We start from the raw sequence: 16111 nt of genomic DNA, 5'->3' as shown, positions 1-16111 counted from the left end.
ACGCATGACCCTATCCACTTCACGCTTTGACACCTTGACCCGGTTGAGCGAACGCCGCCGTGATGGTGCCGCACGCCAGCTGAATCAGCAGCGTCAGCGCCAGGACTCCGCCGCCAGCCAGCTGGCGACGCTGGAACAGTATCGACTCGATTATCGCCAGCAGATGCAGCAGCGCCTGGCCCAGGGTCTGGACCCGGCCAGCTGGCAGAATTTCCAGACCTTCATCGCCTCGCTGGACAATGCCATTGCGCAGTGCCGCCAGCGCGTCGCGATGGAGACGTCGCAGACGACCGCCCGGCATCAACGGCTGGTCAGCGAGCAGCGCACCCACGCGGCCTGGCAGGGCTTGGCGGAACGCGCCGCCCTGGAGACCAGTCGCGAAGTTCGGGCAAGCGAGCAACGTCGCAGTGACGAGATGGCCATGCAGGCCTGGCGGCGCCACGCCAGCCTCTGAGCGTAGTGAATGACGGCACGATCACTGCGCGTATTCCGGCGCATCAGGGAGAGCTTGCATGACCGATAGCCCCAGCATCCTGGCCACGACAGGGCCTTCCTCGTCGTCGATGGCCTTTTCAAACAGCCAGCCGCGCGATGCCCGGGTCAGTCCCCCCGGTCAGGACTTCGAACAGCATCTGGCGCAGGCTCGCAGTGAGGAGAAGCGCAGTGCGGAGCAGGCTCAGGAAGCTCGCCTGCAATCCCGTCATCAGCGAGCGCAGGCAACGAACGACGAGTCAGCTCGAGCACTCGAGGATGATCGCGCCGCCAAGGCTGACTCAAGTGCTGACTCAAGTGCTGATTCAAGCGCTGACGCCACGACTGACGAGAGCTCTCGAGATCTTGCAGGTGCCACCGCCAGTCACGAGGTCGAGCCCCGCCATCCCTCCGATGACACCTCGGACCTCAATGGCGCGATACAGCACATGCAGGCCCTGCAGGAGATGACGAATCAGGCCCGATCATCCTCCGGCTCCGCCACGCCGGATGCGCTCGCGGGCGCCAACGGGCAGCAGGCCCAGGCGCCTCTTCCGCGCAGTGACTGGTTCACCTCACTGCGCAGCGGCAAGGTCGGTGACATCAAGAGCGAGGCAGGCAAGGCCTCGGGCACACCCACCACGTCTCCCCCGACAGACACGCCGCCCCTGTCGTCCCGCAAATCAACCGACGCCGTGAGCCGTGCACTCACTGCGCTGACTCCCGCAAGCCTGACTCAGGGCGAGGCGGGACCGTTCACCGCGCTCCCCGGCGAGGGAGGTGTCGTGACGGGGTCGCCGAGCCATCAGGTCGCGCTATTTTCCGGCATGCTGGGCGATGCCAGCAGCGCCTCCGGTGGCCACTCACTGGCTGGCATGCCTCTCGCGGCCCCCGGCATGGCACCGCAAGGCATGCTGCAAGGCACTCTTCACGGCGTGTCCCCCAGTGTCGGCAGCCAAGCCTGGCAGCAGTCCCTGAGCGACCAGGTGGTGCGCATGCAACTGAGCCGAACGCCCCAGGCGGAGCTGACGCTCAACCCGGCGGATCTCGGCAGGCTCAGCATTCACCTGAGCCTTGGCGAGCAGACGACCAGCGCGCACTTCGTCGCCGCGCATCAGCAGGTGCGTGCCGCGGTGGAAGCGTCCCTGGCGGACCTGCGTCAGGCGCTGGATGCGCAGGGTCATGCGCTGTCAGAGGTCACCATCAGTGGCGAGGACGATTCCGCTGCTCAGTTCCACTGGGGCGATGGCCAGCAAGGTGGGCGTGATGACGGCCACAGCGAGCGACAGTCCGGCGAGCACGCTCCCCTTTGGGCATCACGCACCGTGGGAGCCCCCTCATCAGACACTCACGACCGCCAGGCCTCCTCCCTTGAAGACCCAACGCTTGCCACGCTCTCCTCTGGTCGTGAGTGGCAGGCATGATTCTATGTGATGAGTTTGTGTGATGAGCTTTCGCAATGGCCCTGTGGGATGAACTTGGGTGACGACATCGTGCGAGCAGAGGCCCCCGCGCCTGACCTGAGGCGCAGATGATACGACCATCACCCAAGTAAGCCCCCAAGCGTGGCCTTATTCCGCCCTTCGGCATGGTGCCCGTCGGGCATACTGGCGCCAGCCACCGACCCCGGAGACCTTGCATCACGATGTCATCGACCACCGCTTCACAGAATCCATCCCGTACCTGGCTGACGATCGGTCTGATCAGCATGGTGACGGCCGTGATTGCTGCCCTGGCAGTGGTCTATTTCGCCTTGCCGGTCTTCAGTGACCGCCAGGCGAGCGAGGCGGACGACACGCCGGACGTCGTGGTCGAAGCGCCCCCCGTCTTCCTGCCGCTGGCACCGTTCACCGTCAACCTGGAGAGCCCGCGAGGCAATCGACTGCTCTATATCGGGGTGACCTTCAAGCTGGCCGACGAGGACGCCTCACGCCTGGTACAGTCACGCCTGCCTGAGCTCAAGAGCCGGATGTTGCTGTTGCTGTCAGGCCAGAACCCGCAAGAGCTGACCAGCCAGTCCGGCAAGCTGGCGCTCCAGACCACGCTGCGTGACGAGCTGTCTCGTCCCTACAGCGAAGGGGGCCAGCCACTGGCCATCACCGGCGTGCTCTACAACGACTTCATCGTGCAGTAATCCTCCATGGCTCAAGACGACCTGCTATCCCAGGATGAAATCGACGCGCTGCTCTCCGGTGTCAATGGAGAGCACGGCTCGGAGGCTGCCAAGGCCCCCGAGAAGGAGCGTATCCGCCCTTTTGACCCCGCACGCCAGCACCGCGTGATCCGGGACCGTCTGCATGCGCTGGACATCATCAATTCACGCTTCAGCCGCCAGTTCCGCATGGGACTGTTCAATCTGATTCGGCGCGGAGCCGACATCACGCCAGGGCCGGTGCAGTTTCTCAGCTACAACGAGTTCTCGCGCAACGTGCCGGTGCCCACCAACATCAATCTGTTCACCATGAAGCCCCTGCGCGGCACCTCGATGCTGGTCTTCCCGCCCAGTCTCGTCTTCATGGTGGTCGACAGCCTGTTCGGTGGTGATGGCCGCTTCGTGACCAAGTCCGAAGGCCGTGAATTCACCCGCACGGAACAACGTGTCATCCAGCGCCTGATGAGATTGGCCCTCACTGCCTATCAGGACGCCTGGTCGGGAGTGTTTCCGGCAGAGCTTGAGTACCTGCGCAGCGAGATGCAGGTCAAGTTCGCCAATATCACCAGCTCCCCCAACGAGATCGTGGTCTGCACCGGCTTCCATCTCGAGGTGGGCAATCACAGCAGTGACTTCCAGATCTGCCTGCCCTACTCGATGATCGAACCCCATCGTGAGCTGCTATCCAGCCCGCTGCAGGAGACGACCGCCGAGGGCGACAGCCAGTGGAGCGAGCGACTGCGGCAGGAAGTCCGCGCCACCGATGTCGAGCTGCATGCCGATTTCTGCACGCTGGAAACGACGCTCGGGGCACTGGCGGAACTGGCGGTTGGTGACGTCCTGCCCATCGAACGCCCGGGCACCGTCAATGCCTACGTCAATGGCGTGCCAGTCCTGGAAGCCGGTTTTGGCAGCGCCAACGGGCATCGTGCCCTGCGCGTGAGCCGCATCATCAATCACCCGATCAATTCCGCATACGAGGACACCGGCGATGAGTGAGCCCAATTCGCCCGAAGAGCACCCGTCACCCGAATCCCCGGGAGATGCCGGATCGTCAGCCTCGGGCCAATCCCCCGATGATCCCTGGGCGGAAGCGATGACTGAACAGATGGGAGAGGAATGGGCAAAGGCCATGGAAGAGCAGGCGCCGAACGCCAGCGCCGCACCAGGCTCAAGCGACATCTTCCAGCCGCTGGATGGCTCTGGAGGGGAGACGAGGCCGCGTGAGCTGGACATGATCATGGACATCCCGGTCAAGATGACCGTGGAGCTCGGACGCACCCGATTGACCATCAAGCAGCTGCTGGAGCTTTCCCAGGGCTCGGTGATCGAGCTGGATGGCCTGGCCGGTGAGCCGATGGACATCCTGATCAATGGTTATCTGATCGCCCAGGGCGAGGTCGTCGTGGTCGAGGACAAGTACGGTATCCGCATCACGGAAATCATCACTCCCAATGAGCGGGTACAGAAGCTCAACCGCTGAGGCTGTCTCTGCATGTCTGCCACTCCTCCCATATCCGCCGCGCTCTCGGAGTCTGATCTCGCCGAGACGACCACTGCCGTCGCCACCGACGATACCCCTGCGAGTGACATCCTCGCGGGTGGCACCACCGCTGCACACACCACGCAGACGCTGGCCCCTACCGAGCCCGGCTTCCGACATGACCCACAGGAATCGCCGCTCGGGGCGGCGAGTCTTGCCACCACGGGGCTTGCGCTGTCAGGGGTGATCGCGCTGATCCTGCTGCTGGCCTGGCTGGTCAAGCGTCTGGGAGCCGGGGCCGGTGTTCACGGCACACGCGTACCGCTCCGTGCTCTGGCACGCCTGCCACTGGGCCACAAGCAGAGTCTGGTAGTGGTCGAGGTGGGGCATCAGCGCCTGATGCTGGGGGTGGGGCCGCAGGGCGTCAGCCATCTGGGAGATCTCGACGAGCAGGCACTCCCCGAGAACCTCGACTGCCAGTCCGGCGGCGAGTCTGGGTCTGATGCCGCACGCAAGCAGGGCTTCGCGGCGCTGTTGCAGTCACGTCTGACGAACAAGGCGGTCGAGCGATGACCGCGACATGCCACATCCCCCGACCAGCCGGCCGCGGGACGGCGACGCTCATCAAGGCGGGGCTTGCGATCCTGCTGGCCATGACCAGTCTGCCGACCCACGCCGATGTCCTGACGGGGCTGACCAGCCAGCCATTGCCCAACGGTGGCGAGCAGTGGTCGCTCAATGTCCAGACATTGATCCTGTTGAGCGGGCTGGCGATGTTGCCGGCGGCACTGCTGATGATGAGCGCCTTCACTCGCATCATCATCGTGCTGGGGCTGCTGCGCACGGCCATCGGTACCCAGTCGGCTCCCCCCAATCAGGTTCTGGTCGGCATCGCGCTGTTTCTGACCTTCTTCATCATGTCGCCCGTCATCGAGCGCATCCATGACGAGGCCTGGCAGCCTTACGACAGCCAGCAGATCGGCCTTCAGGAAGCCATCGAACGCGGCGGCGTGCCGCTGCGGGAGTTCATGCTCGGCCAGGTGCGTGAGCCTGACATCGCGCTGTTCGCGCGCCTGGCAGAACTCGATGAGATACAGGGACCACAGGAGGTGCCTTGGCGTGTCCTGTTGCCGGCCTTCGTGACCAGCGAACTGAAGACGGCCTTCCAGATCGGCTTCACGCTGTTCGTGCCCTTCCTGATCATCGACCTGGTGGTGGCCAGCGTCCTGATGGCGCTGGGGATGATGATGGTACCGCCTGCCACCATCTCGCTGCCCTTCAAGCTGATGCTGTTCGTGCTGGTCGATGGCTGGCAGCTTTTGCTGGGGTCACTGGCCGACAGTTTCTACTGAGCTCTCGACGGAGGTTTCCTCTGATGTCGCGAGTGAGCTGGCTGGCCCGGCCCTCCCGCTGGCCAGCAGCACCGGCCCTCTGTGTCTGATCTTCTTTACATTTTCATCTTCGTCTCATCTTCATCTCATCTTCGTCTTTTCTCCGCCTCATCGCCCATGGAGTCGTGCATGACACCTGACGTCATCACCAGTCTGGCCTCACATGCCATGTACATCACGCTACTGGTGGCAAGCCCGCTGCTGGCCAGCGCGCTGGTGATCGGGCTCGTGGTCAGCCTGTTCCAGGCCGCCACGCAGATCAACGAGATGACACTGTCCTTCATCCCCAAGATTCTCGGCGTCTTCGCGGTGCTGGTCGCGGCGGGCCCCTGGCTTCTGGAGACGCTGCTCGACTTCACGCGCAGCGTCTTCACGGGCTTTCCGCAGTTGATCGGCTAGGCTGGGAGCGCGCATGAACGGGTTGGACCCGAATCAGCTCCAGGCGATGATCGTCAGTGTCATGTGGCCGTTCGCGCGCCTGTCAGGCTTCATGCTGATCGCGCCGATCTTCGGGCACCGGAGTCTGCCGACCCCGGTGCGACTGCTGATGGCGTTCGGCCTGGCCGTGATCATCGCGCCATTGATCGACAGCCCACCGGCACCGGACATGCTGGGGCTGGTGGCCGTGTGGCAACTGGCACTGCAGATGGCGGTCGGCATGGCACTGGGTCTGGTGATGCGCATCACCTTCGCCATCGTCGAGGCGGCGGGGGAATTCATCGGTCTGCAGATGGGGCTGGCCTTCGCCAGCTTCTTCTCCGAGGACACCGGCACCAACACCCAGGTGCTGTCGCGTCTGCTGGGCATGCTCGCGATGCTGCTGTTTCTGGCCTTCAACGGCCATCTGCTGGTGCTGGAAATTCTAGTGGGACATTTTCATGACATCCCGCTGGATCTCGCTAGGCTGGGGTCACCGGGACTGGAAAACCTGCTGCTCTGGAGCGCCAGCCTGTTCAGCGCAGGCCTGCTGCTGGCATTGCCACTGGTGGCATCGCTGCTGGCCATCAATCTGGCCATGGGCGTACTGAACCGCTCGGCGCCGCAGCTATCCGTCTTCTCCATCGGCTTTCCGCTCACCCTGCTGCTGGGCATCGCCATGCTGTGGCTGATGATGCCCGGCATGACGGATTGGCTGTCGCTGCTGTTCCGTCAGGCGTTGAGCGCCCTGCAGGCCGTACATGCAGGGCTGGGAAGCGGTCTGTGAATCAGCGCAGATAATCGAACAGCGACATCGAGGAGATCTCGGAAAAGGCCTGCTGGGAGGCCTGCAGCCCGACCTGAGCCAGTGAATAATCAGAGATCGCGGCATTGTAATCCAGGTCGATCAGGTCAGAGCGTGTGGCGGCATAATTGATTTCGCGGTCATCACCGATGAGATCGAGAGCGTCCAGTTCATTGAGCTTGGTGCCGACATCGGCGCGTACGGTCAGCACGTTGTCGAGACTGTTGCGGAACTGGCGACTGGCGCTCGCGATGGCATTGTCGAACGCGGCTTGATCCTCGTCGGTCTCGATGGGCGTCGCCAGTGCCGTGATGAGGCTGTCCAGATTGGCGAAGACCTCGGCGCTGGCCTCTCCCTCCTCGACCACCAGCTGCGTTGCCTTGCCGGACGCCTGAGCCTCAAGCACCTGTTGCTCATCACCGGACAGCGTCATCGAAAGGCCATTGAACGCAAGCGTCATGCCATCGCGGAACGCCACCGGTGATGCCAGCGGGTCGCCATCACCATCCAGCATCGTGACATCCGCACCGTCGGCATCGGTGATCGTGACGCCAGTCGCATCGATGTCGATGGTGTAGGAAGCGCCATCGACACGCGCGCTCGAATCGATCAGCTCCGGCCCCTTGAAGGTGATCGGCAATGACGACTCGCGGCTGCTGGTCTGGATCGCCAACGACTGGCTGCCGGATGCCACGCCAGCGAAGATCTGGCTGCCGGTGTGATTGACCTCCATCAGGCGCGAGCTGTCGACGCGCTGCTGGCGCTGCTGGTCATCTCCGCGATAGGTGCCGTCCTCAGCGAAGGGCGCCGTATCCCCCTGCAGGCCACCGAACAGATAGTTGCCATTGCCATCGGTGCTGTTGGCCAGCCCCAGCAGCACGTCACGGCTGCCTTCGATCTCGGTGGCCAGCGCGTCGCGATCGCTGTCACTGAGGGTGCCATTGCCTGCCTGGACGATCAGGCTCTGGACACGCGTGATGGTATCGGTGACCTGATTGAGCGTACTTTCCTCGAGGGACAAGGTGTTGCGCGCCGTGGTCCGACTGTCCGCGAACTGCTCATTGACGGCCTGTGCCTGCGAGATCGTCACTGCCTGACTGGCGGCACTGGGGTCATCCGAGGGATTGACCACGCGCTTGCCGCTGGCGAGCTGCTCGGACACCTTCGAGAACGCGGCCTGCTGCTCCAGCATCGAATTGACGCCCTGGGCATAGAGGGTTTGGGTACTGATGCGCATCACGACCTCGTTAGCGGATGTTCAGGAGGGTATCCAGCACCGTCGCCGCGGTCTGGATGACCTGAGCGTTGGCCTGGTAGAACTGCTGATAGCGAATCAGGTCCGCGGCTTCCTCATCGAGGTTGACCCCTGACACCGACTGCTCGGCGGCCGTCAGCTGCTCGGTCAGGCTCTGTTGCGCCTCCAGATTGACCTGCACCAGCCGAGTCTGATTACCGACCTGGCTGACCAGCGAGGCGTATTGGTCATTGAAGCTGCCGGCACTGCCCAGCGCGTCGCTGCTCTGCAACTGCTGCAACGCCAGGATATTGCGGTTGTCGAGGCTGCCGCTGCTCTCGCCCGCCGCGATGTCAGCGCCGTCATTGATCGCGACCCCAAACGTCGGCGCAATCTGGCGTGTCGGCTGGATGGTGAAGCTGTCACCGTCCGCCATGTTGGTGGCCGAGAGGATCAGACCCTCATGTTGCATCAGGCCTTCGCTGTCCGGACTCAGACTCTCCACTGTGCCATTGCCCAGATTCTCGAGCCGGTATTCCCCGCCCTCCAGGCTCAGGCGATAGTCATCACCGGTCAGGGCGACACTGTAGAAGTCCTCACCCTCCTTCAGGGTCGCAGGGGCGAACTCGACCTCAAGTGCTGCATCGAGGGTGTTGCCGCTGGCGGGCAGGACCTCCGGCGTGCCGAGCGTGAAGAAGTCGCCGCCGGCGTCACCATTGGCATCGATCCCGTCGCCATGCTGGGCATTGAAGGCCAATGCCAGACCCGCCGCCAGTTGCCCCAACTGATTCTGGGCCGGCGCCAGACTCTCCTCACGAAATCCCAGCAACCCGCCCAGCGTGCCGCCCTCAAGCTGGCCCTCTTCGAGACTCATCGGCATTCCCGGGGCCGCGCTGTAATTGACCACCACCCGACTGGCATCCTGAGGGTCCACCACCGCGACAAGATCATGGCTGTCGCTGCCATTGACCAGCAGCTGACCGTTGCCAAGGCTGATGCTCAAGCGCCCGCCCTGCTCCTGCACGTCGACACCCACCAGCGATTGCAACTCGGTGACCGCCTGATCACGCTGATCCAGCAGCCCCAGCGGCTCTTCTCCGGTGCGCGCACGCGTCATGGAAATCTGCTCGTTCAGCGAGGCGATCTGGGTGGTGGCGTTGTTGATGTCGCCGACCACATCGCCGATTCGCGCATTGACACCGGCATCCATCTCATCGAGATACCCCGCGAAGGCATTGAGTTGCCCGGCCAGGCTCTCCGCCGTGCCCAACATGCTCTCGCGGGCGGCAGGGTCGCCCGGCTGGCTGGCGACACCCTCGATGGCAGCGAAGAACTGCTGCATCAGAGGCGCCAAGCCAGCCTCTTCATCCGCCAGCAGATTGTCGATCTGGCTGAGATTGGCCTCACGGGTTTCCAGCGCCGCGCTGGCGCTCAGCGCCGAATCCAGCTGCGCCGAGAGATACGCATCCGTCTGGCGACTGATGGAAGACACGCTGACGCCAGAGACCGGGCTGGCCCCCGGCCCGCCACTCAGTTCCACCGTCTCGCGGCTATAACCCGGCGTATAGACGTTGGCGATGTTGTTGCTGTTGGTGGCAAGCGCGGTCTGGGCGGCCTGCAGACCACTGACACCGATACTCAACATGCTGCTGGCCATGACGTTTACCTGAAGCGAATGAAGAAGACAGTAGGAAGATGGGCACTCTGCCGCGACGTGCCGGGCATGCCTGACTATCGGCCAGTGCTGAGCGAACTTGAGTCACGACCTACTCCAGTAGCCCTCGAGAGGTCGTCATCGCAAGCGGGATCGCTCCGCTCTGCGAAGGCGTTCCCGCCGGGGCTGTCACCGGCATTGCCGTGTCATCGGCGAAGAGGGGCCTGGCCTCACCGGCGTCGCGCTGCCACAGCGGTGCGGAGGCAGCCAGCCATCCCGGCTCTTGAGTGTCCTGCGAGGCGCTGGCGGTTGAGGTGCCCGGGAGGGAGCGTTCCACCTCCGAAGACGGCAGCACGTCACGTGACGCCAGGCGAGGCGATGAAAGCTCGCGATCACCGCTGGCATCCAGCGGGCCGACACGTTGCATGATCGAGATCAGCTTGTCGGCATAGTGAGGGTCGGTGGCATAGCCTGCCGACTGCAGGGCACGCGCGGCGCTTTGCGCATCCGGTGACCGGGTGACATGGGCATAGCGCTCGGCCCCGCTCAGCAACGCGGCGTGGTCACGCAGCGCACTGGCCTGATCCGGATAGACCCGGAAGCTGTCTTCCAGCTGCAGCCGACGTCCCTCACGATATTCCGTGGTCAGTACCGTGGTGCTGTCCCCCTGCCAGCCACTGCCGGCCTTGATCCCGAACAGGTTGTGGCTGTCCTGGCCGTCCTCGGTGTGGATGCGTCGCTCGCCCCAGCCGGTCTCGAGTGCGGCCTGCGCCAGGATCAACTCAGCCGGCAAGCCGCTTTCACGACTGGCTGCGCGCGCCGCTGGCGCAAACTCCGCCACGAACCGCTGGACGTTGTCGGGTTGCTGACGCTGGTGCGCGTTGAGCATCGACACATCAGCGGCCGAGCGTGCCGTCTGATGGCCTTGTGAAAGTCGCTCAGCACCCGCCCCGACAGCTCCATGAGGTATCTCGGCATAGAGTCCCTGAACCTCCCGACCCGCCGATACCACCTCCAGCATCGCCATGAAGCCGCCAGGCGAGTCGGCGCCTTCGGCTTCCACCGCTGACAGCCAGTTCGCGTCCGCCCCCCCTGCGCAGCGCCAACCTCCTTGGCGACGAGACCAGAGGCAAGAGCGTGGGCAGACTCACTGGACGATGTCTCAGGCGGGGAATCACCGCCAGCCGTGCCTGCCCGGGAGGACAGTTGCTGAATCAGGATCCGCGAAAGCCCCACCCCCTCCCCGACACTGGCCAGCTGCTGTGAGAGCTGCTGATCCAGCATCGCGGTCATCATCTCCTGCTGCTGGGAGCCGGTCAGCGCTGAGCTTTCGGTCGCCGAGCGCATCTGCTTGAGCATCATGTTGAGCATCAAGGCTTCAAATTGACGGGCGCTCTCCTCAAGAGCCTGCTGTTGCCGCTCTCCGCCACTCGTGGCCGCCCCCTTGAGACTCGCAAGTCCCTGGGTATCGAAGGCCAGACGCCCGGCATCCACGCCGGCATTGCTCGTGGACAGCCCCATCAGATCACCTCGAGATCAGCACGCAGCGCGCCGGCTGCCTTGAGCGCCTCGAGAATCGAGACCAGATCCTGCGGGGTGGCCCCCAGGGCATTGAGAGCGTCGACCACCTCGGCAAGGCTGGCCGTCCCCTCGACCATGCGCAGCGCACCGCCCTGCTGGTTCACGCTGATATCGGGGTCGTTGACCACGGCCGTCTGCCCACCCGCCAACGGATTGGGCTGGCTGATGACGGGATTGGCATCGATCACCACCGAGAGGTTGCCGTGGGTGACGGCGGCACGCGCCAGGCGCACCTCGGAATTCATCACCACCGAGCCGGTACGGGCATTGACCACCACACGTGCACGCGGCACGCCCAGTGACACCTCGATATTTTCCAGCCCGGCGATGAAACCGACCCGCTGGCTGATGTCGCGTGGCGCCTGAATCACGATGTCCCGATTGCTCAACGGCGAGGCCAGCGAGCCACCGAAGTGTCGATTGATCGCAGTGGCGACGTTCTGGGCATGATTGAAATCGCCCTCGAACAGATCCAGATGAATCACGCCATTCTCATCGCCGAGTCGGGTGGGCACACCGCGCTCCACCGTCGCCCCGCCAGGAATGCGCCCTGCCGTGAGCTGATTGACCTGAACGCTTGAGCCACCCGCCTGGGCCCCGGCGCCCCCGATGATCAGATTGCCCTGCGCCAGCGCGTAGACCTGGCCGTCCACCCCCTTGAGCGGCGTCAGCAGCAAGGTGCCGCCACGCAGGCTCTTGGCATTGCCAAGCGAGGACACCACGACATCGATGGGCTGACCGGAACTGGCGAAGGCCGGCAGGCTGGCGGTCACCATCACCGCAGCCACGTTCTTGAGCTGCATGTTGGTGCCCGACGGAACCGTCACCCCCAGCTGGGAGAGCATGTTGGTCAGACTCTGCCCGGTGAAGGGGGCCTGGGTGGTCTGGTCACCACTGCCATCGAGTCCCACGACCAGGCCATAGCCGACCAACGGGTTGTCGCGAACGCCACGTACCTGCGCGAGATCCTTGATGCGGTCGGCCTGCACCGACTCCAGGGAGAACAGCAGGCCGGTCAGCAGCAGACAGGCAGAGAGTGCTGCGCGCAGTCGCACGGGGAGTATCAGCTCAAGCATCGGAAAGCGGCTCGTCAAGAAAGGTCATGGTGGGAGAACACCCTGTCAGGCTCACGCCGGGCGGCACCATCAGAACGGTGCCAGATTCAGGAAGAAGCGCTGCATCCAGCCCATGTTCTGGGCCTCATTGATATAGCCGTCGCCCACGTATTCGATGCGTGCGCTGGCCACCTGGGTGGACTGCACGGTATTGGCCGAGGAAATCGTGCGCGGGTTCACGACCCCTGAAAAGCGGATCGACTCGGTGCCCTGATTGATCGCGATGCGCTTCTCGCCACGCACCTCGAGATTGCCGTTGGGCTGCACCTGACTGACCGTCACGGTGATGGTGCCGGTGAAACTGTTGTTGGCATTCGAGCCACCGCTGCCGGTGAAGTCGTTGTCGCCCTCGATATCGGCATCGGTACCATCCAGCAAGCCAGTCATGAAGTCGGGAATGGCGCTCAGCGAGAAGCCGACGCTGCCATCGCGACTCGCGTTGCTGGCCGAGCTCTTGCTGGCACTGACGTTCTCATCCAGCAGAATGGTGATGATGTCGCCGATGGCACGCGGGCGTCGGTCCTCGAACAGCGGCTGATTGCCATAAAGCGGCTGGAAGATGGCGCCATTGGCCATTGGCTGGGGACGCGGCTGCAGCGTGGATTCCAGCGGCGTGGTGTCCACCAGCGGCTCGCTTGGGACATAGGCGCAGCCAGCCCCCAGCAGCATCGCGCCCAGCAGGCCCACGATTCCTGCTCCACGCACAGACGCCCGCCGCACGGCCTGCCGTGACGCCTCTACCCTGCTCACCAGATCACGCGAAAGCGACATGCCAGGACCCTTACATCTGGACCAGACGCTCGAGCATCTGATCGGTGGTGGTCACGGCCTTGGAGTTGATCTCGTAGGCACGCTGGTTCTGGATCATGCCCACCATCTCTTCCACCACGTTGACGTTGGAGGTCTCGACGAAGCCTTGATAGAGCGTGCCAGCCCCATTGAAGCCGGGCACGCTGTCGCTGCGCGGCCCAGAGGCGTCCGTCTCGGAATAGAGATTCTCCCCACGACTGAAGAGGCCAGCAGGATTGATGAAGGTGGAAAGCTGCAGCTGCCCGACTTCGGTACTGTTGGTCGCGCCCGGCTGGGTGACACTGACCACGCCATCCGAGGCGATATCCACGCTCAGCGCATTGGCCGGGATGACGATCGCCGGGTCCAGCGGATAGCCACTGGCCGTCACCAGCTGGCCAGTACTGTCGAGCTGGAAGGACCCATCGCGGGTATAGGCGCTGGTACCATCCGGCAGCATCACCGCAAAGAAGCCCTGCCCGTTGATGGCGACGTCCTTGGAATTTTCCGTCTGTTCCAGATTGCCCTGGATATGCAGGCGCTCGGTGGCCACGGTTCGCACCCCTGTCCCCACCTGCAGGCCCGAGGGCAGCTCCGTGGTGGCGGATGAAGCCGCGCCCGGTTGGCGAAGATTCTGATAGAGCAGGTCTTCAAATACCGCGCGCGAACGCTTGAAACCATTGGTCGAGACGTTGGCCAGATTGTTGGCGGTCACGTCCATCTGCATCTGCTGAGCTTCAAGGCCGCTCTTGGCCGTCCATAGGGCACGAATCATCTGATGGGCTCCGCAATCAGGCTTCGGTGTCAGTCGAGACCGAGCAGGCTATTGCCCCGCTCGGCCATGCGCTCCGCGGTCTCGATGCCTTTCATCTGCATCTCGAAACCGCGGGCATTGTTGATCATGGCGACCATGGCGTCGGTCGCCGAGACATTGCTGCCTTCCAGCGCTCCCGAGACGACACGCACCTCGGGGTCCGCCACCAATGGCGCGGCCGGCACCCCCTCGGCGGTCAGCGGCTGGCGAAAATAGCCGTCCGCCCCACGCTCCAGCGGCAGCCCACCGGGCACGCTCTCGGGGTTGACCAGCTTGAGCTGTGCCTGCAGCACCATGGTGTCCGGTGCATCCGCCGCCGAACGAGCGCTCACGCCACCATCCGCGGCGATGTGAACGATGGCATTGAGCGGCAGCGCGATCGGCCCGCCATCGCCCATCACCGGCAAGCCACCCGATGTCAGCATGCCGTCGGCGTCGATCTGCAGGGCGCCGTTGCGGGTGTAGCGTTCCTCGCCATCCGCGCCCTGCACGACCAGCATCCCCGGGCCGTCGAGGGCGACATCCAGCGCACGTCCGGTGGACTGGATCGTGCCCTGTGCCATGGAGGCCCCAGAGGTGGTCAGCTGGCTGGACACCCGCGTCGGCAGGCCCTCGCCCTGGACATCCACGGCGCGTGACAGGGTCAGCATCTCGCGAAAGCCCGTGGTGGAGACATTGGCCAGGTTATGCCCGGCGACATCCTGCGCCGCCAGACTTCGCTGGGCACCGCTCATGGCGGTGTAGAGCATCCTGTCCATCACCGACTCCTCCTTTCATCAATCGTTGCGGTCAGTGGCCGCCAGTCACAGTGGTCAGGCACGGCGGTCAGTGGCCAGGTGCCGCCACCACACCGTGTCGCGACACATCACCCTTCAGCGCGGATCAACGCAGGTTGATCACGGTCTGCTGGACTTCATCCTGGACCTGGATGGTCTGGGCATTGGACTGGTAATTGCGCTGAGCGACGATCAGATCCACCAGCTCCGTGGTCAGATCGACATTGGAGGCTTCCACCGCGCCGGACACGACATCGCCGAAGACACCCTCCCCCGGCACGCCCACCAGCGGCTCACCGGATTCCGCCGTCGCCAGCCAACCATTGTCGCCATTGGGCCTCAGCCCCTGATCATTGGCGAAATTGGCCAGCGCGATGGTACCCAGCGTCTGCTTGAGCTCGTTGGAATAGCTGCCGATGACCCGGCCATCATCCTCGAAGGACACCCCCACCAGGCTGCCCGAGGTATAGCCATTCTGGGACAGCGAGGTGACTTCATAGTCATTGGCGTACTGGGTGCTGCCGGAGAGATCGATGCTGAAGTTCAGATCCTGCGCCCCATTGGAGAGGGCATAGGTCATGGCCGTGGGGGTGTAATCCGCCAACTGACCATTGGCGGCGAAGCTGATCTGCTCGACCTGTGCATCGAACTCGACCGTCGGCGCCGTGCTGCCGGCATTCACCTGTGACTGGTAGTCGGCCGACTTGCCCGCGAAATCCATCACATGCTGGACATCCCAGGTGTTGTTGCCGGTCTTGGTATAGAAGGAGGTCACCACATGCTCGCCGCCCAGGCTGTCATACACCGTCATCGCCGAGGCGTAGTCATAACTGGCGGGGTCCATGGGATCGAAGGTGGTGGAGGCGGCCTCGGCCTCGGCGTCCAGATTGATGGAAACCTGCGCGCCGAAGATGCTGTTGGCCAGATTGTCCTGGGTGGCGCTGGCGGCCAGCGGCGCCGTCGGCACCTGCAGCACGACCGGCTCCCCGGTGACTCGCTCGCCCGCATAGCCCGTCAACTGAGCGCCCTGTGCATTGACGATGAAACCGTCGGCATCGATGTTGAGCTGGCCATTGCGCGAATAGACGACCTGACCGGTACTGTCGGCAAAGCGCAAAAAGCCTTCTCCGGAGATCGCCAGGTCCAGATCACGCCCGGTGGTTTCCAGGGACCCTGTCGAGAAATCCTGGGAAATGGTGGCGACCTGCACCCCGATACCCGCCGCCTGAGAGCTGGCGTAGAGGTCCGCGAACTGGGTCTCGGATGACTTGAAGCCCACCGTTTCCGAGTTGGCGATGTTGTTGCCGATCACATCCAGATTGGTCGCGGCAGCACTCAAGCCGCTCAATGCCTGTGAAAACGCCATGATCTGTCCCTTGTCTCGCTATGTGAATGAGATCCCGAGCAGCATCGTGATACTCGGGGTGGC

17 protein-coding genes are annotated in these 16111 nt (G+C 63.8%); 9 read left to right on the top strand and 8 right to left on the bottom strand.

From position 1 onward, the window contains the following. Positions 1-4 precede the first annotated feature (4 nt). The 9 genes from fliJ (at position 5) to fliR (ending at position 6701) form a co-directional block, all read left to right on the top strand. Positions 5-454, top strand: a complete 450-nt coding sequence (fliJ, locus tag BFX80_RS09025) for a flagellar export protein FliJ (protein ID WP_127735356.1) — start codon at positions 5-7, stop codon at positions 452-454. A 58-nt stretch (positions 455-512) separates the two neighbouring features. After that, positions 513-1895, top strand: a complete 1383-nt coding sequence (locus tag BFX80_RS09020) for a flagellar hook-length control protein FliK (protein ID WP_084208646.1) — start codon at positions 513-515, stop codon at positions 1893-1895. A gap of 221 nt (positions 1896-2116) precedes the next feature. Then, entirely contained in the window at positions 2117-2605 is a 489-nt protein-coding gene (locus BFX80_RS09015; RefSeq protein WP_167593008.1) for a flagellar basal body-associated FliL family protein, read from the top strand. A 6-nt stretch (positions 2606-2611) separates the two neighbouring features. Then, positions 2612-3622 carry a flagellar motor switch protein FliM gene (gene fliM, locus BFX80_RS09010; RefSeq protein WP_084208644.1) on the top strand — a complete coding sequence of 337 codons (1011 nt, stop codon included), beginning with the start codon at positions 2612-2614 and terminating at the stop codon, positions 3620-3622. Continuing rightward, on the top strand, positions 3615-4106 hold the full coding sequence (gene fliN / locus BFX80_RS09005; protein WP_084208643.1) for a flagellar motor switch protein FliN: 492 nt from the start codon (positions 3615-3617) through the stop codon (positions 4104-4106). The genes fliM and fliN overlap by 8 nt, the downstream gene beginning before the upstream one ends. A gap of 12 nt (positions 4107-4118) precedes the next feature. Continuing rightward, entirely contained in the window at positions 4119-4679 is a 561-nt protein-coding gene (gene fliO, locus BFX80_RS09000; protein ID WP_084208642.1) for a flagellar biosynthetic protein FliO, read from the top strand. 80 nt (positions 4680-4759) lie between these two features. After that, on the top strand, positions 4760-5458 hold the full coding sequence (gene fliP, locus BFX80_RS08995; protein WP_157109521.1) for a flagellar type III secretion system pore protein FliP: 699 nt from the start codon (positions 4760-4762) through the stop codon (positions 5456-5458). A 168-nt stretch (positions 5459-5626) separates the two neighbouring features. Then, a complete protein-coding gene (fliQ, locus tag BFX80_RS08990; RefSeq protein WP_077376253.1) occupies positions 5627-5896 on the top strand; it encodes a flagellar biosynthesis protein FliQ in 270 nt (89 codons plus the stop codon). A gap of 13 nt (positions 5897-5909) precedes the next feature. Beyond that, entirely contained in the window at positions 5910-6701 is a 792-nt protein-coding gene (gene fliR, locus BFX80_RS08985; protein ID WP_084208640.1) for a flagellar biosynthetic protein FliR, read from the top strand. Between the two features lies 1 nt (position 6702). On the opposite strand, the gene flgL is transcribed toward fliR, so the two are convergent. The 8 genes from flgL to flgE all read right to left on the bottom strand — a co-directional run bounded on the left by flgL (position 6703) and on the right by flgE (position 16048). Beyond that, entirely contained in the window at positions 6703-7956 is a 1254-nt protein-coding gene (gene flgL, locus BFX80_RS08980; RefSeq protein ID WP_084208639.1) for a flagellar hook-associated protein FlgL, read from the bottom strand. Positions 7957-7966: 10 nt separating this feature from the next. Further along, positions 7967-9610 carry a flagellar hook-associated protein FlgK gene (gene flgK / locus BFX80_RS08975; RefSeq protein ID WP_084208638.1) on the bottom strand — a complete coding sequence of 548 codons (1644 nt, stop codon included), beginning with the start codon at positions 9608-9610 and terminating at the stop codon, positions 7967-7969. Between the two features lie 109 nt (positions 9611-9719). Continuing rightward, positions 9720-10670 (bottom strand): flagellar assembly peptidoglycan hydrolase FlgJ, encoded by a 951-nt coding sequence (gene flgJ / locus BFX80_RS08970; protein ID WP_084208637.1) that lies wholly within the window; start codon positions 10668-10670, stop codon positions 9720-9722. Between the two features lie 457 nt (positions 10671-11127). Continuing rightward, entirely contained in the window at positions 11128-12264 is a 1137-nt protein-coding gene (locus BFX80_RS08960; protein WP_084208636.1) for a flagellar basal body P-ring protein FlgI, read from the bottom strand. Between the two features lie 69 nt (positions 12265-12333). Further along, complete coding sequence (locus tag BFX80_RS08955) at positions 12334-12972, bottom strand: flagellar basal body L-ring protein FlgH (protein ID WP_127736814.1); 639 nt, start codon at positions 12970-12972, stop codon at positions 12334-12336. 112 nt (positions 12973-13084) lie between these two features. After that, positions 13085-13867, bottom strand: a complete 783-nt coding sequence (gene flgG, locus BFX80_RS08950; protein ID WP_077376232.1) for a flagellar basal-body rod protein FlgG — start codon at positions 13865-13867, stop codon at positions 13085-13087. 29 nt (positions 13868-13896) lie between these two features. Further along, complete coding sequence (locus BFX80_RS08945; RefSeq protein ID WP_084208634.1) at positions 13897-14664, bottom strand: flagellar basal body rod protein FlgF; 768 nt, start codon at positions 14662-14664, stop codon at positions 13897-13899. A 124-nt stretch (positions 14665-14788) separates the two neighbouring features. Then, entirely contained in the window at positions 14789-16048 is a 1260-nt protein-coding gene (flgE, locus tag BFX80_RS08940) for a flagellar hook protein FlgE (RefSeq protein ID WP_084208633.1), read from the bottom strand. Positions 16049-16111 lie beyond the last annotated feature (63 nt).

Origin of the sequence: Cobetia marina (genome assembly GCF_001720485.1) — a bacterium.
In the GTDB taxonomy this organism is placed as follows: Bacteria; Pseudomonadota; Gammaproteobacteria; order Pseudomonadales; family Halomonadaceae; genus Cobetia; species Cobetia marina.
This window is presented reverse-complemented; position numbering and strand designations above follow the sequence as displayed.

Excerpts from the sequence above, each read along its gene's own strand:
- fliN (WP_084208643.1), top strand. The coding sequence starts at position 3,615 with ATGAGTGAGCCCAATTCGCCCGAAGAGCACCCGTCACCCGAATCCCCG.
- BFX80_RS08960 (WP_084208636.1), bottom strand. The coding sequence starts at position 12,264 with ATGCTTGAGCTGATACTCCCCGTGCGACTGCGCGCAGCACTCTCTGCC.
- flgK (WP_084208638.1), bottom strand. The coding sequence starts at position 9,610 with ATGGCCAGCAGCATGTTGAGTATCGGTGTCAGTGGTCTGCAGGCCGCC.
- BFX80_RS09015 (WP_167593008.1), top strand. The coding sequence starts at position 2,117 with ATGTCATCGACCACCGCTTCACAGAATCCATCCCGTACCTGGCTGACG.
- fliP (WP_157109521.1), top strand. The coding sequence starts at position 4,760 with ATGACCAGTCTGCCGACCCACGCCGATGTCCTGACGGGGCTGACCAGC.
- fliM (WP_084208644.1), top strand. The coding sequence starts at position 2,612 with ATGGCTCAAGACGACCTGCTATCCCAGGATGAAATCGACGCGCTGCTC.
- fliR (WP_084208640.1), top strand. The coding sequence starts at position 5,910 with ATGAACGGGTTGGACCCGAATCAGCTCCAGGCGATGATCGTCAGTGTC.
- fliQ (WP_077376253.1), top strand. The coding sequence starts at position 5,627 with ATGACACCTGACGTCATCACCAGTCTGGCCTCACATGCCATGTACATC.
- fliO (WP_084208642.1), top strand. The coding sequence starts at position 4,119 with ATGTCTGCCACTCCTCCCATATCCGCCGCGCTCTCGGAGTCTGATCTC.
- flgL (WP_084208639.1), bottom strand. The coding sequence starts at position 7,956 with ATGCGCATCAGTACCCAAACCCTCTATGCCCAGGGCGTCAATTCGATG.
- flgG (WP_077376232.1), bottom strand. The coding sequence starts at position 13,867 with ATGATTCGTGCCCTATGGACGGCCAAGAGCGGCCTTGAAGCTCAGCAG.
- fliJ (WP_127735356.1), top strand. The coding sequence starts at position 5 with ATGACCCTATCCACTTCACGCTTTGACACCTTGACCCGGTTGAGCGAA.
- BFX80_RS08955 (WP_127736814.1), bottom strand. The coding sequence starts at position 12,972 with ATGCTGCTGGGGGCTGGCTGCGCCTATGTCCCAAGCGAGCCGCTGGTG.
- BFX80_RS08945 (WP_084208634.1), bottom strand. The coding sequence starts at position 14,664 with ATGGACAGGATGCTCTACACCGCCATGAGCGGTGCCCAGCGAAGTCTG.
- BFX80_RS09020 (WP_084208646.1), top strand. The coding sequence starts at position 513 with ATGACCGATAGCCCCAGCATCCTGGCCACGACAGGGCCTTCCTCGTCG.
- flgE (WP_084208633.1), bottom strand. The coding sequence starts at position 16,048 with ATGGCGTTTTCACAGGCATTGAGCGGCTTGAGTGCTGCCGCGACCAAT.